Consider the following 15,277-nt stretch of genomic DNA (forward strand, 5'->3'; position numbering starts at 1 on the left):
CGACCGGGCGGCTCAGAAGCCTGAGACGAGCTGGAGCCAGGTCTGCAGGAAGCGGGTGCGCCGCTGCTGGTCGAGGAAGGTGAGGAGGGAGGCCCGCAGCGCGACCGGCTGCAAGGGCCCCCGTGCCGCGGCGGAGATCGCCGCCGCCGTGCCCGGGCCGGTGCCCTGGATCGCGCCGAGGCCCGTGTGGGTGGCGACGATCGCCTGGCCCCGCGGCGACAGGAGGTAGTCGAGGAACGCGCGCGCCGCCTCGGGATTGGCCGCGGTGCGGGGGATCAGGGCTGCGCGGCTCAGCACGAGCGTGTAGTCGCGCAGCATGGTCACGCCCAGCGTGGCGCCGGCGACCTTGCGGGCGAAGGCGTAGGATCCCAGGACGTTGTAGGCGAGCGCCAGCTCGCCGCGCTCGACCCGGTCGATCATGTCGCCGCTGCCGGTGAGGCGCTGCACGCCGGCATTGCCCATGGCGCTCGTCAGTCGCCACAGGGCCGATGAGATCTCGGCGTCCTCGGCCGCGAGCAGGTGCCCGACCCCGCTGCGCACGATGTCGTAGGTGGCGATCTTCCCGCGCATGGTCTCGGCGTTGTCGACCAGGAAGCGCACCAGCGCCTCGCGCGATTGCAGGGTTTCGCCCGACGGCACGAGCCTGGGGTTCCACACCGGCACGGCAGGCTCGAAGGTGAAGCCGAAGACCTCGCCGCGCCATCGGGCCCAGGCGGGCAGAGCCCGGGTCAGGGCGCTGTCATGGGCCAGCGCGTGACCGTCGTTGGCGAGCTTCACCTGCAGGTCGATGGCGGAGCTGATCAGCATGTCGGGCGAAGGCTTGAGGGAGCCCTCGAGATAGCGGGAGTTCAGGTCGACCGTGTCCAGCTCCGTGTAGACCACCGAAACGTCGGGCCTGAGCTGCTGGAAATCCAGGATGAGCGGCTCGAACTGGCCGCGGTCCGTGGTCCCGGCGATCGCCAGCACCTGGGTCCCGGCGGACGCCGGGTATCGGACCGGGGAGGGCTCGGCGGCGCGGGCCTGCGGCAGCAGCACAAGCAGGGCGACGACGGCGATCGACGCCGCCGGGGGAAACAGGGTGCGGGACGCGGCAGTGCCGGCGGGCAGCGTCACCTCCGCCACTAGCCCGCCGCCCGGGCGGTCCGCCAGCCGCAACGCGCCGCCGTGGCCGCGGGCGACGCTGTCGACGATCGAGAGCCCCAGCCCCGATCCGGTGCCCTCCCGCGCCGCCGCGCCGCGGCGGAACCGCTTGAGCACGAGCGCCTTCTCGCCGTCGGGGATGCCCGGCCCCCGGTCCGCCACGGTCAGCGTGACCGTGCCGTCGCCGCCCCGTGCGATGGTCAGTTCGACCGGGGACCCGTGCCCGTGCAGGGCGGCGTTCTCGACCAGGTTCTTCAGCATCTCGCGCAACGCGACGCGATCGCCCAGGATTTCGGCGCCGGCCGCTTCGGGAGCGATCACCGTCGTCAGCCGCTCCAAGGCGTCGGCCGCCAGGCTGCGCTGCACGTCGTCCACCACCTGCCCGATGGCGACGGGAGCGTTGTCCCGGCTCTCCAGCCGGTGGCTGACGGTGGCATCCATCAAGATCTGGCTGACCAGCTGGCTGGCTTGCACGGCATTGGCGTGAATGCGCCTGAGCCTGTCCTTGAGCCGCTCGGGATCGTTCTCCTCCAGCGCGATCTCGGCCTGGGCCCGGAGCGAGGCCAGGGGCGTGCGGACCTGGTGGGCCGCGTCCGCCAGCAGCGAACTCAGCCTGGCGAAGACGTTGCCGAGCCTGCCCATGAAGTCGTTGAGCGCGGATACCAGCTCCCGGACCTCGGTGGGAACCGGGATCGCCACCGGCGAGAGGTCGCTGGGAGCGCGCTGCCGGATTTCCGTTTCGATCGCGCGCAGGGGGCCGAGCGCGCGGCGGATCCCGACGGCGACGAGAAGCAGCGCCAGGGTGGCCAGCGCCGCCAGGCCCACCAGCGCCTGCTCGGTCAGTTCGCTGGCCAGCGCGGTGCGGGCGTCGCGCGTCTGGCCCACGCGCACCGTCACCCAGCCGGCCCGGTCGCCCAGCGAAACCAGCCGGCCGACGGTGGCGACCCGGATCGTCTCGCCCCGATAGGGGGTGGCGACGAAAACCGGGTCGGTGCTGGTCGCTCGCGGCAGGTCCGGAGCGAGGTCGGCGTAGCCGGTCACCAGCGTGCCGGCGGGATCCAGCACCTGGTAGTAGATCCTGTCGTCGGCGCCATAGCCCAGCATCGAGAGCGCCGCGAACGGCAATTCCAGCGCCACGGCCTCGTTCTCGGCCTGCACGGCGCCGGCGATCGAGAGGGCGGCGGCCGCCAGAAGCCGGTCGAACGCGGAATCGGCCGCCTGCCTGGCGTAGAGGCTGCTCACCGCGACCAGCACGACGAGAGCCGCGGCGAGCGCCGCGCCGGCGGCGATCAGGAGGCGCCGGCCGAGGGAGACGCTGTCAGGGCTCATGGGCTCGCGCGATGTAGCCCTGGCCGCGCGCGGTCGCGATGGTCACCGGAGCGCCCTGGAGCTTGCGGCGCAGGCGGGACACGTAGAGCTCCAGCGCGTTCTCCGACACCTCCTCGTCCAGGCTGAAGAGCTGGTCCATCAGCCTCTGCTTGGGAATGAGCTGTCCGAGACGGCTCGTCAGGATTTCGAGCAGCCTGAACTCGCGGCGCGACAGGTCGAGCGGGACGCCCGCCAGCCGGGCCTCGCCGGCGGCGTGGTCGATGGCGAGCGATCCGATGGCCACGATGCTCGAGGCCGCGCCCGTCGGGCGGCGCATGAGCACGCGCAGGCGCGCTTCCAGCTCGCGCAGGTCGAAGGGCTTCACGATGTGGTCGTCGGCGCCCAGGTCGAGCAGGCTCACCTTGTCGTCGATCTCGGACCGCGCGGTCATTACCAGGACGGGGGTCGTGTTCCTGGCGGCGCGCAGGTCGGCGAGGATGGAAAAGCCGTCCCGGCCGGGCAGGTTGATGTCGAGCAGGATCGCGTCGAAGGGCTCTCCCAGCGCGAGCTGGGCGCCGACCTCGCCGTCCTGCGCCCATTCCACGACATGGCCCGCCAGCCGCAGCTTCGAGGCCACGGCATCGCCCATGTCCGCGGAATCCTCGACCAGCAGGATGCGCACGTTCGATCCCTCCGGGGCCGGTTCTAGCATCGTTCAGGTCCCGATGGCCAAGGTGCGATCGGCCACTCCCCGGGCGCCGCGCGCCGGCATGCAAGGCTGCCCCGAGCCAGACGCTCTGGCGATTTCGCTTGATTTGTCGGACAACCGGGCACACGACGTCGCCCGTCTTGCCCCCGAGGACCGTTCATGTCCGCCGATGCCATGCCCACCAGCCGCACCCGCGCCGCCATGCCGGTGCTGATCGCGCTGAGTGCCACGCATCTGCTCAACGACATGATCCAGTCGCTGATTCCGGCCATCTATCCGATCATCAAGGAGGCCTACAGCCTCGACTTCGGCCAGATCGGTCTGATGACGCTGACGTTCCAGGCGGCGGCGTGCCTGTTCCAGCCCGTCGTCGGTCACGTCACCGACCGGCGCCCGATGCCGTATTCGATGGTCGCGGGCATGGGCTTCACGCTGACGGGCCTGATGGTGCTGGCCTTCGCCACCAGTTTCCCGGTGCTGCTCGCCGGCGCGGCCCTGGTCGGCACGGGCTCCTCGATCTTCCATCCGGAGGCCACGCGGCTCGCCCGTTTCGCCTCCGGCGGACAGCAGGGGCTCGCCCAGGGCATCTTCCAGGTGGGAGGGCAGGGGGGCAGCGCGCTGGGCCCGCTCCTGGCCGCCTTCGTGGTCGTTCCCCGCGGCCAGGCGAGCATCGCCTGGTTCTCCGCCGCCGCGCTGCTCGCCATCGCGCTCATGATCTGGACCGGACGCTGGTACGCCGACTATCGCGCCCGGCTGGCCGCCCGCGGGCCCAGCACCGCCCGGCCAGCGCCGCCGCAGGTCGCTTCCAAGGCGCGGATCGCGGTGACCCTGACCATCCTGATCGTGCTCCTGTTCTCCAAGAACGCCTATTCGTCGAGCTTCGGGTCCTTCTACACCTTCTATCTCATCGAGCGCTTCGGCGTGTCGGTGCAGAACTCGCAGCTCATGCTGTTCCTGTTCCTGGCGGCCGCGGCGCTCGGCGTGCTGCTCGGCGGCATCGTCGGCGACCGCATCGGGCGCAACCGCATCATCTGGTTCTCGATCCTGGGTGCCCTGCCGTTCTCGCTGGTCCTGCCCTATGCCGACCTGATGTGGACCGGCGTCCTCACCGTCATCATCAACCTCATCATGTCGAGCGCCTTCGCGGCGATCCTGATCTACGCGATGGAGCTACTGCCCGGCCGGGTGGGGATGATCGGCGGCCTGTTCTACGGCCTGTCGTTCGGGCTCGGGGGCGTGGCGGCGGCGGTGCTGGGCGAGTTCGCGGACGTGGTGGGCATCGACGCGGTGTACCGCGCCTGCGCCTTCCTCCCGGCGGTCGGCCTGCTCGCGTGGTTCCTTCCCAAGATTCGCGAAGGCTCCCTGCCAGGGCATTGACGGTCGCGACGGGGCGATCGTTCAATTTTGAACGATCGGCGTATCGGCCTCGAAACGGCGGCGGGTGCAGGGTGCAACCCTCACCACTCGGACCGGTTGTCGGTCTGCGCACCCGAGCCGCGCCATGTTCAAAGCCCCCGTTTTTCCGAACGTGCCGGTCCTGCTCGTCGACGACAGCGCCTTCGCCAGGCGCATCCTGCGCGGCATGCTGGAGACGGTGGGCATGCGGCACGTCATCGAGGCGGTCGACGGCGGCGATGCGCTCGATCGGATGTCGAAGTTCAAGCCCTCGCTCATCATCCTGGACTGGACGCTGCCGGTGCTCGGCGCCAAGGACGTGCTGGACGTGCTGCGCGACCCGCGGGCATCGACCGAGACGCACGTGCCCGTGATCATCATGACGGGCCATCCGACGCGGCGCATGGTCAACGAGGCGGCCAAGCGCAACGTCAAGCACGTGCTCAAGAAGCCCTTCGGGCCGAAGGTCCTTTGGCAGCGGATCGCCACCTTCTTCGATCCGGAGGCAGGCGACCTGGAGGACATCGGCCCCGAGGCGCTGCTCTCCGGCGGCAGCAGCGATCCTGCCGCGGATGGAAACCGGACGGCACGCCACAGGGTGGCTCGCTGGCGTGCCGCCGAGAGAACGACGCCCCCCGGTCAGTAGGTCGCGCGGCCGCCCGACAGGTCGAAGACGGCTCCGGTCGTGAAGGAGTTTTCCGCCGAGCAGAGCCAGGTGATCATCGCCGCGGCCTCGTCGACCATCAGGAAGCGACCGCGCGGGATCCGCGCGAGCATGTAGTCGATATGTTGCTGGCTCATCTGGTCGAAGATGCGGGTCTTGGCCGCCGCCGGCGTCACGCAGTTGACCGCGATGTCGTGGGTGGCCAGTTCCTTCCCGAGCGACTTGGTCAGGGCGATGACCCCGGCCTTGGCCGCCGAATAGGCGGCGGCGTTGGGGTTGCCTTCCTTGCCCGCGATCGAGGCGATGTTGACGATGCGGCCGTATTTGCGGGCGAGCATCCCGGGCACGACGGCCCGGCAGCAGTAGAAGACCCCGTTCAGGTCGATGTCGATGATGCGGCGCCATTCGTCGAGGGGGTAGTCGGCCACCGGCATCGTGGCTCCCGCGATTCCGGCATTGTTCACCAGGATGTCGATGGGACCGTCCTGGAGGGTTCTCGTCGCGGCGTCCTGGACCGAGCCGGCATCGGCCTGCTCGTAGGCCACGGTGAGCACGTTCGCGCGAGGGGCGAGGGCCGCCGCGGCGTCCGCGAGCTGCCCCGCGTCGCGGTCCCACAGGACCACGCTGGCGCCCGAATCGGCGAGGCGGCTCGCCACCGCGAAGCCAATTCCCTGTGCCGCGCCCGTGACCACGGCGCGCCGCCCTTGAAGATCGATCTTGTTGACCATATTTCCCCCCGATCGGTGGTTGTTGCCGCCATCATAGCCCCTGACCCGGCGAGGTCGAGCGGGCTCTGTGCCCAGCGCAGACGAGCTCTGCCGCACCCTGCCGGCCGGGTGCGACGATCGGCTATGCGACGCCCTTCCGGCTTGCGTCCCTCGTTGCGCTGCGATAAGCCTCGCCGCATCTCGCCGAACCGGGCTGAAAAGCACACGAAACGACGGTTTTTTGGAACCGACCTGGCCGGAGAGACACGGGGACACTGGCCTGAGATGGCCGACGGCGGGCCTTGCCCGACGGGGGACGGAGGCATCATGCCCACGTTGCTGAACGATTATTTGCCGCTGGTGATCTTCATGGGCGTGAGCGCGCTCATCGGGATCGCCCTGCTGGTGGCGCCTTTCATCGTCGCCTATTCGCGACCCGACACGGAAAAGGTCTCGGCCTACGAGTGCGGGTTCAACGCGTTCGACGATGCGCGCATGAAGTTCGACATCCGGTTCTACCTCGTGTCGATCCTCTTCATCATCTTCGACCTCGAAGTCGCCTTCCTGTTCCCGTGGGCGGTCGCCTTCAAGGAGGTCGGGCTGTTCGGGTTCTGGTCGATGATGGCCTTCCTCGGCGTCCTCACCATCGGCTTCGTCTACGAGTGGAAAAAGGGAGCGCTGGAATGGGATTGACCGCCGAAACGGGGACGCTCGTCGCCCCGGCGCCGCGGGGAATCATCGATCCCGCGACCGGAAAGCCCGTCGGGGCCACCGATCCGTTCTTCACGGACGTGAACGCCGAGCTCGCGGACAAGGGTTTCCTCGTCACCTCCACCGACGACCTCATCCAGTGGGCCCGCACGGGTTCGCTGATGTGGATGACCTTCGGCCTCGCCTGCTGCGCGGTCGAGATGATGCAGATGTCGATGCCGCGCTACGACGCCGAGCGCTTCGGCTTCGCGCCGCGCGCCTCGCCGCGCCAGTCAGACGTGATGATCGTGGCCGGCACGCTGACCAACAAGATGGCCCCCGCGCTCCGCAAGGTCTACGACCAGATGCCGGAGCCGCGCTACGTCATCTCGATGGGCTCCTGCGCCAACGGCGGCGGCTACTACCACTACTCCTACTCGGTGGTGCGCGGCTGCGACCGCATCGTCCCGATCGACGTCTACGTCCCGGGGTGCCCGCCCACGGCCGAGGCGCTGCTCTACGGCGTCCTGCTGCTGCAGAAGAAGATCCGCCGCACCGGCACGATCGAACGCTGACCCGGTTCGGGCGCTCCGCGCCCGGACCCTCCGGCGCTTCCGGCGCCGACCCCTTCTGAACGCCTTCCTCGCGCGGGTCCCCGCGCGGTCCTGACGAGAAAGCCGGCCCATGGACGAGACGCTCGCCGAGCTCGGAACCGCCATCCAGAACGCCCTGCCGGGCGACGTCCTCGGTTTCGAGGTGCGGTTCGGGGAACTCACGGTCGCTGTGGAGACGCAGTCGATCGTCCGCGTGCTCACGAAGCTTCGCGACGATCCGGCCTTCGGCTTCATCAATTTCATCGACGAATGCGGCGTGGACTACCCCGCCCGCGACAAGCGCTTCGACGTGGTGTGGCACCTGCTGTCGCCGTCGAAGAACATGCGCGTGCGCGTCAAGGTGGCCACCGACGAGGTGACGCCGGTTCCGTCCACCATCCCGGTCTTCCCGGCCTCGAACTGGTTCGAGCGGGAAGCCTATGACCTCTACGGCATCCTGTTCTCGGGCCATCCGGACCTGCGGCGCATCCTCACCGACTACGGCTTCGAGGGGCATCCGCTGCGCAAGGACTTCCCGCTCACGGGCTTCGTCGAGGTCCGCTACGACGACGAACAGAAGCGCGTGGTCTACGAACCCGTCCGGCTCACGCAGGAATTCCGCCAGTTCGACTTCCTCTCGCCGTGGGAGGGCACCGACTACGTGCTCCCGGGCGACGAGAAGGCGAAGGCCTGAGCGGCAGTAGGCAGTAGGCAGTAGGGCTTGGTTTTGGAACTCGGAATGATCCGTGCAGCGCGACGAGATAAGGTCGTATCGGGATCTCAAGGTTTGGCAGGATGCCATGGACCTTGCGGCTCGCTGCTACGTCGTCACGAGGTCGTTCCCACGTTCCGAAACATATGGAATGACGTCGCAGATCCGCAGAGCTGCTGCTTCGGTTCCAGCGAACATCGCCGAAGGGTATGGACGCGACAGCGCTGGAAACTACGTCCAGTTTCTTCGACATGCTCAGGGCTCGCTAAAGGAACTGGAAACGCATCTTTTGCTTTCCGCTCGCGTCGCATTGGTGCCGGCAGCCGAGGTCGATCCCTTGCTCGATTCGGCCGATTCGCTTGGGCGGATGCTCAGGTCGCTGATCAGATCGATCGAAAGTCAGTCACCTGGTCCGGCGCGGCGATGACTGAACTGCCTACTGCCTACTGCCTACTGCCCGTAGGCTCCAATTCAGAGGCCCGCCATGGGTGAGCAGCAGATCCGCAACTTCTCCATCAACTTCGGTCCGCAGCATCCGGCGGCGCACGGCGTGCTGCGCCTCGTGCTCGAGCTGGACGGTGAGGTCGTCGAACGCGTCGATCCGCATATCGGGCTGCTTCATCGCGGCACCGAAAAGCTCATCGAAGCAAAGACTTACGTACAGGCTCTGCCGTATTTCGACAGGCTGGACTACGTCGCGCCGATGAACCAGGAGCACGCCTGGTGCCTGGCCGTGGAGAAGCTCCTGGGCCTCGGCGTTCCCAAGCGGGCGCAGCTCATCCGCGTGCTCTACTCCGAAATCGGCCGGCTGCTGTCCCACCTGCTCAACGTCACGACGCAGGCGATGGACGTCGGCGCGCTCACGCCGCCCCTGTGGGGCTTCGAGGAGCGCGAGAAGCTGATGATCTTCTACGAGCACGCCTCGGGCGCGCGCATGCACGCGGCCTATTTCCGGCCCGGCGGCGTGCACCAGGACATCTCGCCCAAGCTCGTCGACGAGATCTACGACTTCTGCGACCCGTTCCTGAAGGTCTGCGACGACCTCGAGGCGCTGCTCACCGACAACCGCATCTTCAAGCAGCGCAACGTCGACATCGGCGTCGTGCCGCTGGCGGAAGCCTGGGCGTGGGGCTTCTCGGGCGTCATGGTGCGCGGCTCGGGCGCGGCGTGGGACCTGCGCAAGGCGCAGCCCTACGAGTGCTACGAGGAACTCGATTTCGACATTCCGATCGGCAAGAACGGCGACTGCTACGACCGCTACTGCATCCGCATGGAAGAGATGCGCCAGTCCACGCGCATCATGAAGCAGGTGCTGGAGAAGCTGCGCTCCGCCGAAGGGCAGGGGCCGGTGAACTCGGCCGACGGCAAGATCGTACCGCCCAAGCGCGGCGACATGAAGCGCTCGATGGAAGCGCTCATCCATCACTTCAAGTTGTACACCGAAGGCGTTCGCGTGCCGGAAGGCGAAGTCTACGCCGCGGTCGAGGCGCCCAAGGGCGAGTTCGGCGTGTACCTGGTCGCGGACGGCACCAACAAGCCCTACCGCTGCAAGATCCGCGCTCCGGGCTTCGCGCATCTGCAGGCCATGGACCACCTGTGCCGCGGCCACATGCTGGCCGACGTCTCGGCGGTGCTGGGCTCGCTCGACATCGTGTTCGGCGAGGTGGACCGGTGAGCGCGCTGCGCTTCCGGCACGACGGGTTGGAATGAGGACGACATGTCAGTGAGACGCCTGGCCGCCGAGGCCATCCAGCCTGCGAGCTTCGCCTTCACGGCCGAGAACCTGGCCTGGGCGCGCATGGTCATCGCGCGCTATCCGGAAGGCCGGCAGGCCTCCGCCGTGATCCCGCTGCTGTGGCGGGCGCAGGAGCAGCACGACTACTGGCTGCCGCGCGCGGCCATCGAGTACATCGCGAACATGCTCGGCATGCCGACGATCCGCGTGCTCGAGGTCGCGACCTTCTACACGATGTTCAACCTCGAGCCGGTGGGGAAGTTCTTCGTGCAGCTGTGCGGCACGACGCCCTGCCGCCTGCGCGGCGCCGACGACATCATCAAGGTGTGCGAGAGCCGCATCGGCCCGCAGCGCCATGTCTCCGGCGACGGCAATTTCTCGTGGCTGGAGGTCGAGTGCCTCGGCTCGTGCTGCAACGCGCCCATGGTGCAGATCAACAACGACTACTACGAGGACCTGACGCCGGAGAGCTTCAACAAGCTCCTCGACGACCTCGCAGCGGGCCGCCCGGTGAAGAAGGGCCCGCAGAGCGCGCGCCATACCTCCGAGCCGGAAGGCGCGGTGAAGACGCTCCTCGACCCCTCGCTCTATGACGGCTCGGTCGTCGGCGCCTGGAAGAAGCGCTTCGAGGAGGAAGAGGCCAAGGCCCGCGAAGCCGCGGCCAAGGCCGCAGAGGAGAAGGCCGCCGCCGACAAGGCCGCGGCCGCCGCGGCTGCGGAGAACCCGAAGCCCGGCAAGCCTTCCGACGACACGGCGGGCCTGAAGGCCGCCGACACGCCCGCCGCGCGGGTCGCCGACGGCAAGGAGCCCGTGCATCCGGCCGCGCAGGCGCAGGCCGCCGATCCGACCAAGGCGAAGACGTCGACGGAGGCTCCGCTGCCGCCGCCGGTGTCCGACGAGCACAAGCCCGTGCTGCTCACGGCGCCGGAAGGCGGCAAGGCCGACGACCTCGAGCTCATCTGGGGCGTGGGGCCGAAGCTCGCCGAGATGCTGCACAAGATGGGCGTCTACCACTTCTCGCAGATCGCCTCGTGGAACGAGATGAACCTGCGCTGGGTGGACCAGAACCTCGGCGCGTTCCGCGGCCGCGCCGTCCGCGACAAGTGGATCGAGCAGGCCGCCAAGCTCGCGACGGGCTGGCGCCCGGACAACAAGATCGGCGACCGGCCCGCGCCGGCGAAGGACTGAGCGACCATGCTGCACGACAGGGATCGCATCTTCACCAATCTCTACGGCTTCCAGTCGCCGGGGCTGAAGGCCGCGCAGATGCGCGGCGCCTGGGACGGCACCAAGGTGCTGCTCGACAAGGGCCGGGACTGGGTCGTCGACGAGATGAAGAAGTCGGGCCTGCGCGGCCGCGGCGGCGCCGGCTTCCCGACCGGCCTCAAGTGGTCGTTCATGCCCAAGCAGTCGGACGGCCGTCCGCACTATCTCGTCGTCAATGCCGACGAGTCGGAGCCCGGCACCTGCAAGGACCGGGAGATCATGCGGCACGACCCGCATCTCCTGATCGAGGGCTGCCTCATCGCCTCCTTCGCGATGGGCGCGCACGCCTGCTACATCTACATCCGCGGTGAATACATCGCGGAGCGCGAGGCGCTGCAGCGCGCCGTCGACGAGGCCTACGACGCCAAGCTCGTCGGCAAGGACAACGTCCACGGCTGGCCCTTCGACATCTACGTCGCCCACGGCGCCGGCGCCTATATCTGCGGCGAGGAGACGGCGCTGCTCGAAAGCCTCGAGGGCAAGAAGGGCATGCCGCGGCTGAAGCCGCCGTTCCCGGCCAACATGGGCCTCTACGGCTGCCCGACGACCGTGAACAACGTCGAATCGATCGCGGTCGCCGGCACGATCCTGCGCCGCGGCGCGGCCTGGTTCGCCGGCATCGGTCGTCCCAACAACGTCGGCACGAAGCTGTTCTGCGTCTCCGGGCACGTGAACAAGCCCTGCAACGTCGAAGAGGCGATGGGCCTGACGTTCCGCGAGCTCATCGACACCCATTGCGGCGGCATCCGCGGCGGCTGGGACAACCTCCTCGCCGTGATCCCGGGCGGTTCGTCCGTGCCGATGGTGCCGGCCGAGCAGATCACCGACGCCTTCATGGACTTCGACACCCTGCGCAACCTCAAGTCGGGCCTCGGCACGGCGGCGGTCATCGTGATGGACAAGTCCACCGACGTGGTGCGCGCCATCGCGCGCATCTCCTATTTCTACAAGCACGAGAGCTGCGGCCAGTGCACGCCGTGCCGCGAGGGCACGGGCTGGATGTGGCGCGTGCTGAACCGCATGGCCGAGGGTCGCGCCCAGAAGCGCGAGATCGACATGCTGCTCGAGGTCACGACCCAGGTCGAGGGCCACACCATCTGCGCGCTCGGCGACGCGGCGGCCTGGCCGGTCCAGGGCCTGATCCGGCACTTCCGCCACGAGATCGAGAAGCGCATCGACGACTACGCCGCCAATCCGCATTCCGAACCCGTGCGCGTGGCGGCCGAGTAAGCGAGAGACACCGATGGCCAAGATCATCGTCGACGGCACCGAGGTAGACGTCCCGCCGGAGTACACGCTGCTCCAGGCGTGCGAGGCGGCGGGCGCCGAGATTCCGCGCTTCTGCTTCCACGAGCGCCTCTCGATCGCCGGCAACTGCCGCATGTGCCTCGTCGAGGTGAAGGGCTCGCCCAAGCCGGTGGCGTCCTGCGCCTGGGGCGTCCGCGACTGCCGTCCCGGACCCAACGGCGAGCCGCCGGTCGTCTCGACCCGCTCGCCCATGGTCAAGAAGGCGCGCGAAGGGGTGATGGAGTTCCTGCTCATCAACCACCCGCTCGACTGCCCGATCTGCGACCAGGGCGGCGAGTGCGACCTGCAGGACCAGGCGATGGCCTACGGTGTCGACACGACGCGCTTCGAAGAGAACAAGCGCGCGGTCGAGGACAAGTACATCGGCCCGCTCGTCAAGACGCAGATGAACCGCTGCATCCAGTGCACGCGCTGCGTCCGCTTCACCACCGAGGTGGCCGGCGTGCCGGATCTCGGCGCCATCGGCCGCGGCGAGGACATGGAGATCACCTCCTACCTCGAGAGCGCGATGAGCTCCGAACTGCAGGGCAACGTCATCGACCTGTGCCCGGTCGGCGCGCTCACCTCCAAGCCCTACGCCTTCAAGGCGCGGCCCTGGGAGCTGTCCAAGACCGAGTCGGTCGACGTCATGGACGCCGTCGGCTCCTCGATCCGCGTCGATGGCCGTGGCCGCGAGGTCATGCGCATCCTGCCCCGCCTCAACGAGGCGGTGAACGAGGAGTGGATCTCCGACAAGACCCGCTTCATCTGGGACGGCCTGAAGACCCAGCGGCTCGACAAGCCCTATGTCCGCCAGAACGGCAAGCTGCGTCCCGCGAGCTGGGGCGAGGCCTTCGCGGCCGTCGCGGCCAAGGCAAAGGCGACCGCGCCGGCCCGCATGGGCTTCGTCGCCGGCGACCTCGCCTCGGTGGAAGAGCTCTACGCCTTCCGCGAACTCGCCAAGGCGCTCGGCGTCGCCAGCATCGACGCCCGCCAGGACGGCACCAAGCTGCACCCGAAGTTCGGCCGCGCCTCCTACCTCTTCAACGCCACGATCCTCGGCATCGAGGACGCGGACGCCATCCTCATCGTGGGCTCCAATCCCCGCAAGGAGGCGCCTGTCCTGAACGCCCGCATCCGCAAGCGCTGGCGCATGGGCACGCTGCCGATCGGCGTTATCGGCGAGGCGGCCGAGCTCACCTACGACGCGCAGGTGCTGGGCGCCGGCCCGGAGACGCTGGCGGCGATCGCCGACGGCTCGCACTCGTTCGCGGCCACCCTGAAGAACGCCAAGAAGCCGCTGGTGCTGGTCGGGCAGGGGGCTCTCGCCCGCGCCGACGGCGAGGCGGTGCTGGCGCTGGCCGCCAAGGCCGCGCTGGCGGTGGGCGCGGTGAAGGACGGCTGGAACGGCTTTTCCGTCCTGCACACGGCCGCCGCGCGCGTCGGCGCGCTCGACCTCGGCCTGGTGCCGGGCGAGGGCGGTTCGGACGCCGTGGCGATGACCAACGCGGGCGGGGCCGACCTCCTGGTCCTGCTCGGCGCCGACGAGATCGACGTCGCCCCGGGTGCCTTCGTGGTCTACGTCGGCACGCATGGCGACCGCGGCGCGCACCGCGCCGACGTGATCCTGCCGGGTGCGGCCTACACCGAGAAGTCGGGCACCTACGTCAACACCGAGGGCCGGGCCCAGCTCGCCAACCGCGCGACCTTCGCGCCCGGCGACGCCAAGGAGGACTGGGCGATCCTGCGCGCCCTTTCCGAGGTCATCGGCAAGAAGCTGCCCTTCGACTCGCTGAACCAGCTGCGTGCCGCGCTCTACGCCGAGAAGCCGGGCTTCGCCGCGCTCGACCGCGTCGAGGCGGCCGATCCGGCCGCGATCGAGGCCCTGGCGAACGCCGCCGGGACCGTCGACAAGGCGCCGTTCCACGGCGCCGTCGCGGACCTCTACCTGACCAACCCGATCGCCCGCGCTTCGGCGATCATGGCCGAGTGCTCGGCGCTGGCGAAGGGGCGGATGCCCCTGGCCGCCGAGTAACGGAGACGGACGATGGACACTTCCAGCTGGGTCTTCATCCTGCTGCTGACGATCGGGAAGAGCCTGCTGCTCATCGCGGCGCTGCTGATCTTCATCGCCTACATCCTGCTCGCCGACCGCAAGATCTGGGCGGCCGTGCAGCTGCGCCGCGGCCCGAACGTGGTCGGGCCCTGGGGCCTGCTGCAGTCTTTCGCCGACCTCCTGAAGTTCGTGATCAAGGAGCCGGTGATCCCGGCCGGTGCGAACAAGGGCGTGTTCCTGCTGGCGCCGCTCGTCACGACGGTGCTGGCGCTCGCCGCCTGGGCGGTGATTCCGGTCGCGGACGGCTGGGCGATCGCCGACATCAATGTCGGCATCCTCTACATCTTCGCGATCTCGTCGCTCGGCGTGTACGGGATCATCATGGGCGGGTGGGCTTCGAACTCGAAGTACCCGTTCCTGGGCGCGCTGCGCTCGGCCGCGCAGATGGTGTCCTACGAGGTCTCCATCGGCTTCGTGATCATCACGGTGCTCCTGTGCGTGGGGTCCTTGAACCTCTCCGACATCGTCGAGGCGCAGGACGGCCGGTTCGGGCTCTTCGGCTGGTTCTGGCTGCCGCTGTTCCCGATGTTCGTGATCTTCTTCATCTCGGCGCTGGCCGAGACGAACCGGCCGCCCTTCGACCTGCCGGAAGCGGAGTCGGAGCTCGTGGCGGGCTTCATGGTCGAGTACTCCTCGACCCCGTACCTGCTGTTCATGCTCGGCGAGTACGTGGCCATCATGACCATGTGCGCGCTGATGACGATCCTGTTCCTCGGGGGCTGGCTGCCGCCCTTCAACATCCCGCCGCTGAGCTGGGTGCCGGGGATCATCTGGTTCGTCCTCAAGATGTGCCTGGTCTTCTTCATGTTCGCCATGGTGAAGGCCTTCGTGCCCCGCTACCGCTACGACCAGCTCATGCGGCTCGGCTGGAAGGTGTTCCTGCCCCTGTCGCTGGCCATGGTCGTGATCGTGGCCGGCGTGCTGCAGTTCACCGGCTGGGCGCCGGGGCACTGAG

At 68.6% G+C, this 15,277-nt stretch carries 14 protein-coding genes; 11 read left to right on the forward strand and 3 right to left on the reverse strand.

Annotation, left to right across the window (positions count from 1 at the left end):
• Positions 1–12: 12 nt before the first annotated feature.
• On the reverse strand, positions 13–2,469 hold the full coding sequence (locus Q0Q47_RS15745) for an extracellular solute-binding protein (protein WP_293861723.1): 2,457 nt from the start codon (positions 2,467–2,469) through the stop codon (positions 13–15).
• Positions 2,459–3,160, reverse strand: coding sequence for a response regulator transcription factor (locus Q0Q47_RS15750; RefSeq protein WP_293861726.1), 702 nt, complete (start codon positions 3,158–3,160; stop codon positions 2,459–2,461). The genes Q0Q47_RS15745 and Q0Q47_RS15750 overlap by 11 nt, the downstream gene beginning before the upstream one ends.
• Positions 3,161–3,316: 156 nt before the next feature.
• On the opposite strand from Q0Q47_RS15750, the gene Q0Q47_RS15755 reads away from it, so the two are divergent.
• Both Q0Q47_RS15755 and Q0Q47_RS15760 read left to right on the forward strand, forming a co-directional pair.
• Complete coding sequence (locus Q0Q47_RS15755) at positions 3,317–4,534, forward strand: MFS transporter (protein ID WP_293861729.1); 1,218 nt, start codon at positions 3,317–3,319, stop codon at positions 4,532–4,534.
• 124 nt (positions 4,535–4,658) lie between these two features.
• A complete protein-coding gene (locus tag Q0Q47_RS15760) occupies positions 4,659–5,198 on the forward strand; it encodes a response regulator (protein ID WP_293861732.1) in 540 nt (179 codons plus the stop codon).
• Here Q0Q47_RS15760 and Q0Q47_RS15765 read toward each other — a convergent pair.
• Entirely contained in the window at positions 5,192–5,944 is a 753-nt protein-coding gene (locus Q0Q47_RS15765) for an SDR family NAD(P)-dependent oxidoreductase (protein WP_293861735.1), read from the reverse strand. The two genes, Q0Q47_RS15760 and Q0Q47_RS15765, sit on opposite strands and share 7 nt — an antisense overlap.
• A 306-nt stretch (positions 5,945–6,250) precedes the next feature.
• On the opposite strand from Q0Q47_RS15765, the gene Q0Q47_RS15770 reads away from it, so the two are divergent.
• The 9 genes from Q0Q47_RS15770 to nuoH all read left to right on the forward strand — a co-directional run bounded on the left by Q0Q47_RS15770 (position 6,251) and on the right by nuoH (position 15,276).
• Complete coding sequence (locus tag Q0Q47_RS15770) at positions 6,251–6,616, forward strand: NADH-quinone oxidoreductase subunit A (protein WP_293861738.1); 366 nt, start codon at positions 6,251–6,253, stop codon at positions 6,614–6,616.
• Positions 6,607–7,188, forward strand: coding sequence for an NADH-quinone oxidoreductase subunit B family protein (locus Q0Q47_RS15775; protein WP_293861741.1), 582 nt, complete (start codon positions 6,607–6,609; stop codon positions 7,186–7,188). Before Q0Q47_RS15770 ends, Q0Q47_RS15775 begins: the two co-directional genes overlap by 10 nt.
• Before the next feature lie 109 nt (positions 7,189–7,297).
• A complete protein-coding gene (locus Q0Q47_RS15780) occupies positions 7,298–7,900 on the forward strand; it encodes an NADH-quinone oxidoreductase subunit C (RefSeq protein WP_293861744.1) in 603 nt (200 codons plus the stop codon).
• Positions 7,901–7,952: 52 nt separating this feature from the next.
• Positions 7,953–8,345 (forward strand): four helix bundle protein, encoded by a 393-nt coding sequence (locus tag Q0Q47_RS15785; protein WP_293861747.1) that lies wholly within the window; start codon positions 7,953–7,955, stop codon positions 8,343–8,345.
• A gap of 57 nt (positions 8,346–8,402) precedes the next feature.
• A complete protein-coding gene (locus tag Q0Q47_RS15790; RefSeq protein WP_293861750.1) occupies positions 8,403–9,593 on the forward strand; it encodes an NADH-quinone oxidoreductase subunit D in 1,191 nt (396 codons plus the stop codon).
• 42 nt (positions 9,594–9,635) lie between these two features.
• The gene (gene nuoE, locus Q0Q47_RS15795) at positions 9,636–10,841 is read left to right on the forward strand and encodes an NADH-quinone oxidoreductase subunit NuoE (protein ID WP_293861753.1); all 1,206 of its coding nucleotides are present in this window, start codon (positions 9,636–9,638) and stop codon (positions 10,839–10,841) included.
• A gap of 6 nt (positions 10,842–10,847) precedes the next feature.
• The gene (gene nuoF, locus Q0Q47_RS15800; RefSeq protein ID WP_293861757.1) at positions 10,848–12,149 is read left to right on the forward strand and encodes an NADH-quinone oxidoreductase subunit NuoF; all 1,302 of its coding nucleotides are present in this window, start codon (positions 10,848–10,850) and stop codon (positions 12,147–12,149) included.
• A 13-nt stretch (positions 12,150–12,162) separates the two neighbouring features.
• Positions 12,163–14,241 carry an NADH-quinone oxidoreductase subunit NuoG gene (nuoG, locus tag Q0Q47_RS15805; RefSeq protein WP_293861760.1) on the forward strand — a complete coding sequence of 693 codons (2,079 nt, stop codon included), beginning with the start codon at positions 12,163–12,165 and terminating at the stop codon, positions 14,239–14,241.
• Between the two features lie 12 nt (positions 14,242–14,253).
• Positions 14,254–15,276, forward strand: a complete 1,023-nt coding sequence (nuoH, locus tag Q0Q47_RS15810) for an NADH-quinone oxidoreductase subunit NuoH (RefSeq protein WP_293861763.1) — start codon at positions 14,254–14,256, stop codon at positions 15,274–15,276.
• Position 15,277: the final 1 nt, after the last annotated feature.

Source organism: uncultured Alsobacter sp. (genome assembly GCF_945952055.1).
GTDB lineage: Bacteria > Pseudomonadota > Alphaproteobacteria > Rhizobiales > Beijerinckiaceae > Alsobacter.

Coding starts and splice junctions, on each gene's coding strand:
- Q0Q47_RS15745 (WP_293861723.1), bottom strand. CDS start 2,469: ATGAGCCCTGACAGCGTCTCCCTCGGCCGGCGCCTCCTGATCGCCGCC.
- Q0Q47_RS15750 (WP_293861726.1), bottom strand. CDS start 3,160: ATGCTAGAACCGGCCCCGGAGGGATCGAACGTGCGCATCCTGCTGGTC.
- Q0Q47_RS15755 (WP_293861729.1), top strand. CDS start 3,317: ATGTCCGCCGATGCCATGCCCACCAGCCGCACCCGCGCCGCCATGCCG.
- Q0Q47_RS15760 (WP_293861732.1), top strand. CDS start 4,659: ATGTTCAAAGCCCCCGTTTTTCCGAACGTGCCGGTCCTGCTCGTCGAC.
- Q0Q47_RS15765 (WP_293861735.1), bottom strand. CDS start 5,944: ATGGTCAACAAGATCGATCTTCAAGGGCGGCGCGCCGTGGTCACGGGC.
- Q0Q47_RS15770 (WP_293861738.1), top strand. CDS start 6,251: ATGCCCACGTTGCTGAACGATTATTTGCCGCTGGTGATCTTCATGGGC.
- Q0Q47_RS15775 (WP_293861741.1), top strand. CDS start 6,607: ATGGGATTGACCGCCGAAACGGGGACGCTCGTCGCCCCGGCGCCGCGG.
- Q0Q47_RS15780 (WP_293861744.1), top strand. CDS start 7,298: ATGGACGAGACGCTCGCCGAGCTCGGAACCGCCATCCAGAACGCCCTG.
- Q0Q47_RS15790 (WP_293861750.1), top strand. CDS start 8,403: ATGGGTGAGCAGCAGATCCGCAACTTCTCCATCAACTTCGGTCCGCAG.
- nuoE (WP_293861753.1), top strand. CDS start 9,636: ATGTCAGTGAGACGCCTGGCCGCCGAGGCCATCCAGCCTGCGAGCTTC.
- nuoF (WP_293861757.1), top strand. CDS start 10,848: ATGCTGCACGACAGGGATCGCATCTTCACCAATCTCTACGGCTTCCAG.
- nuoG (WP_293861760.1), top strand. CDS start 12,163: ATGGCCAAGATCATCGTCGACGGCACCGAGGTAGACGTCCCGCCGGAG.
- nuoH (WP_293861763.1), top strand. CDS start 14,254: ATGGACACTTCCAGCTGGGTCTTCATCCTGCTGCTGACGATCGGGAAG.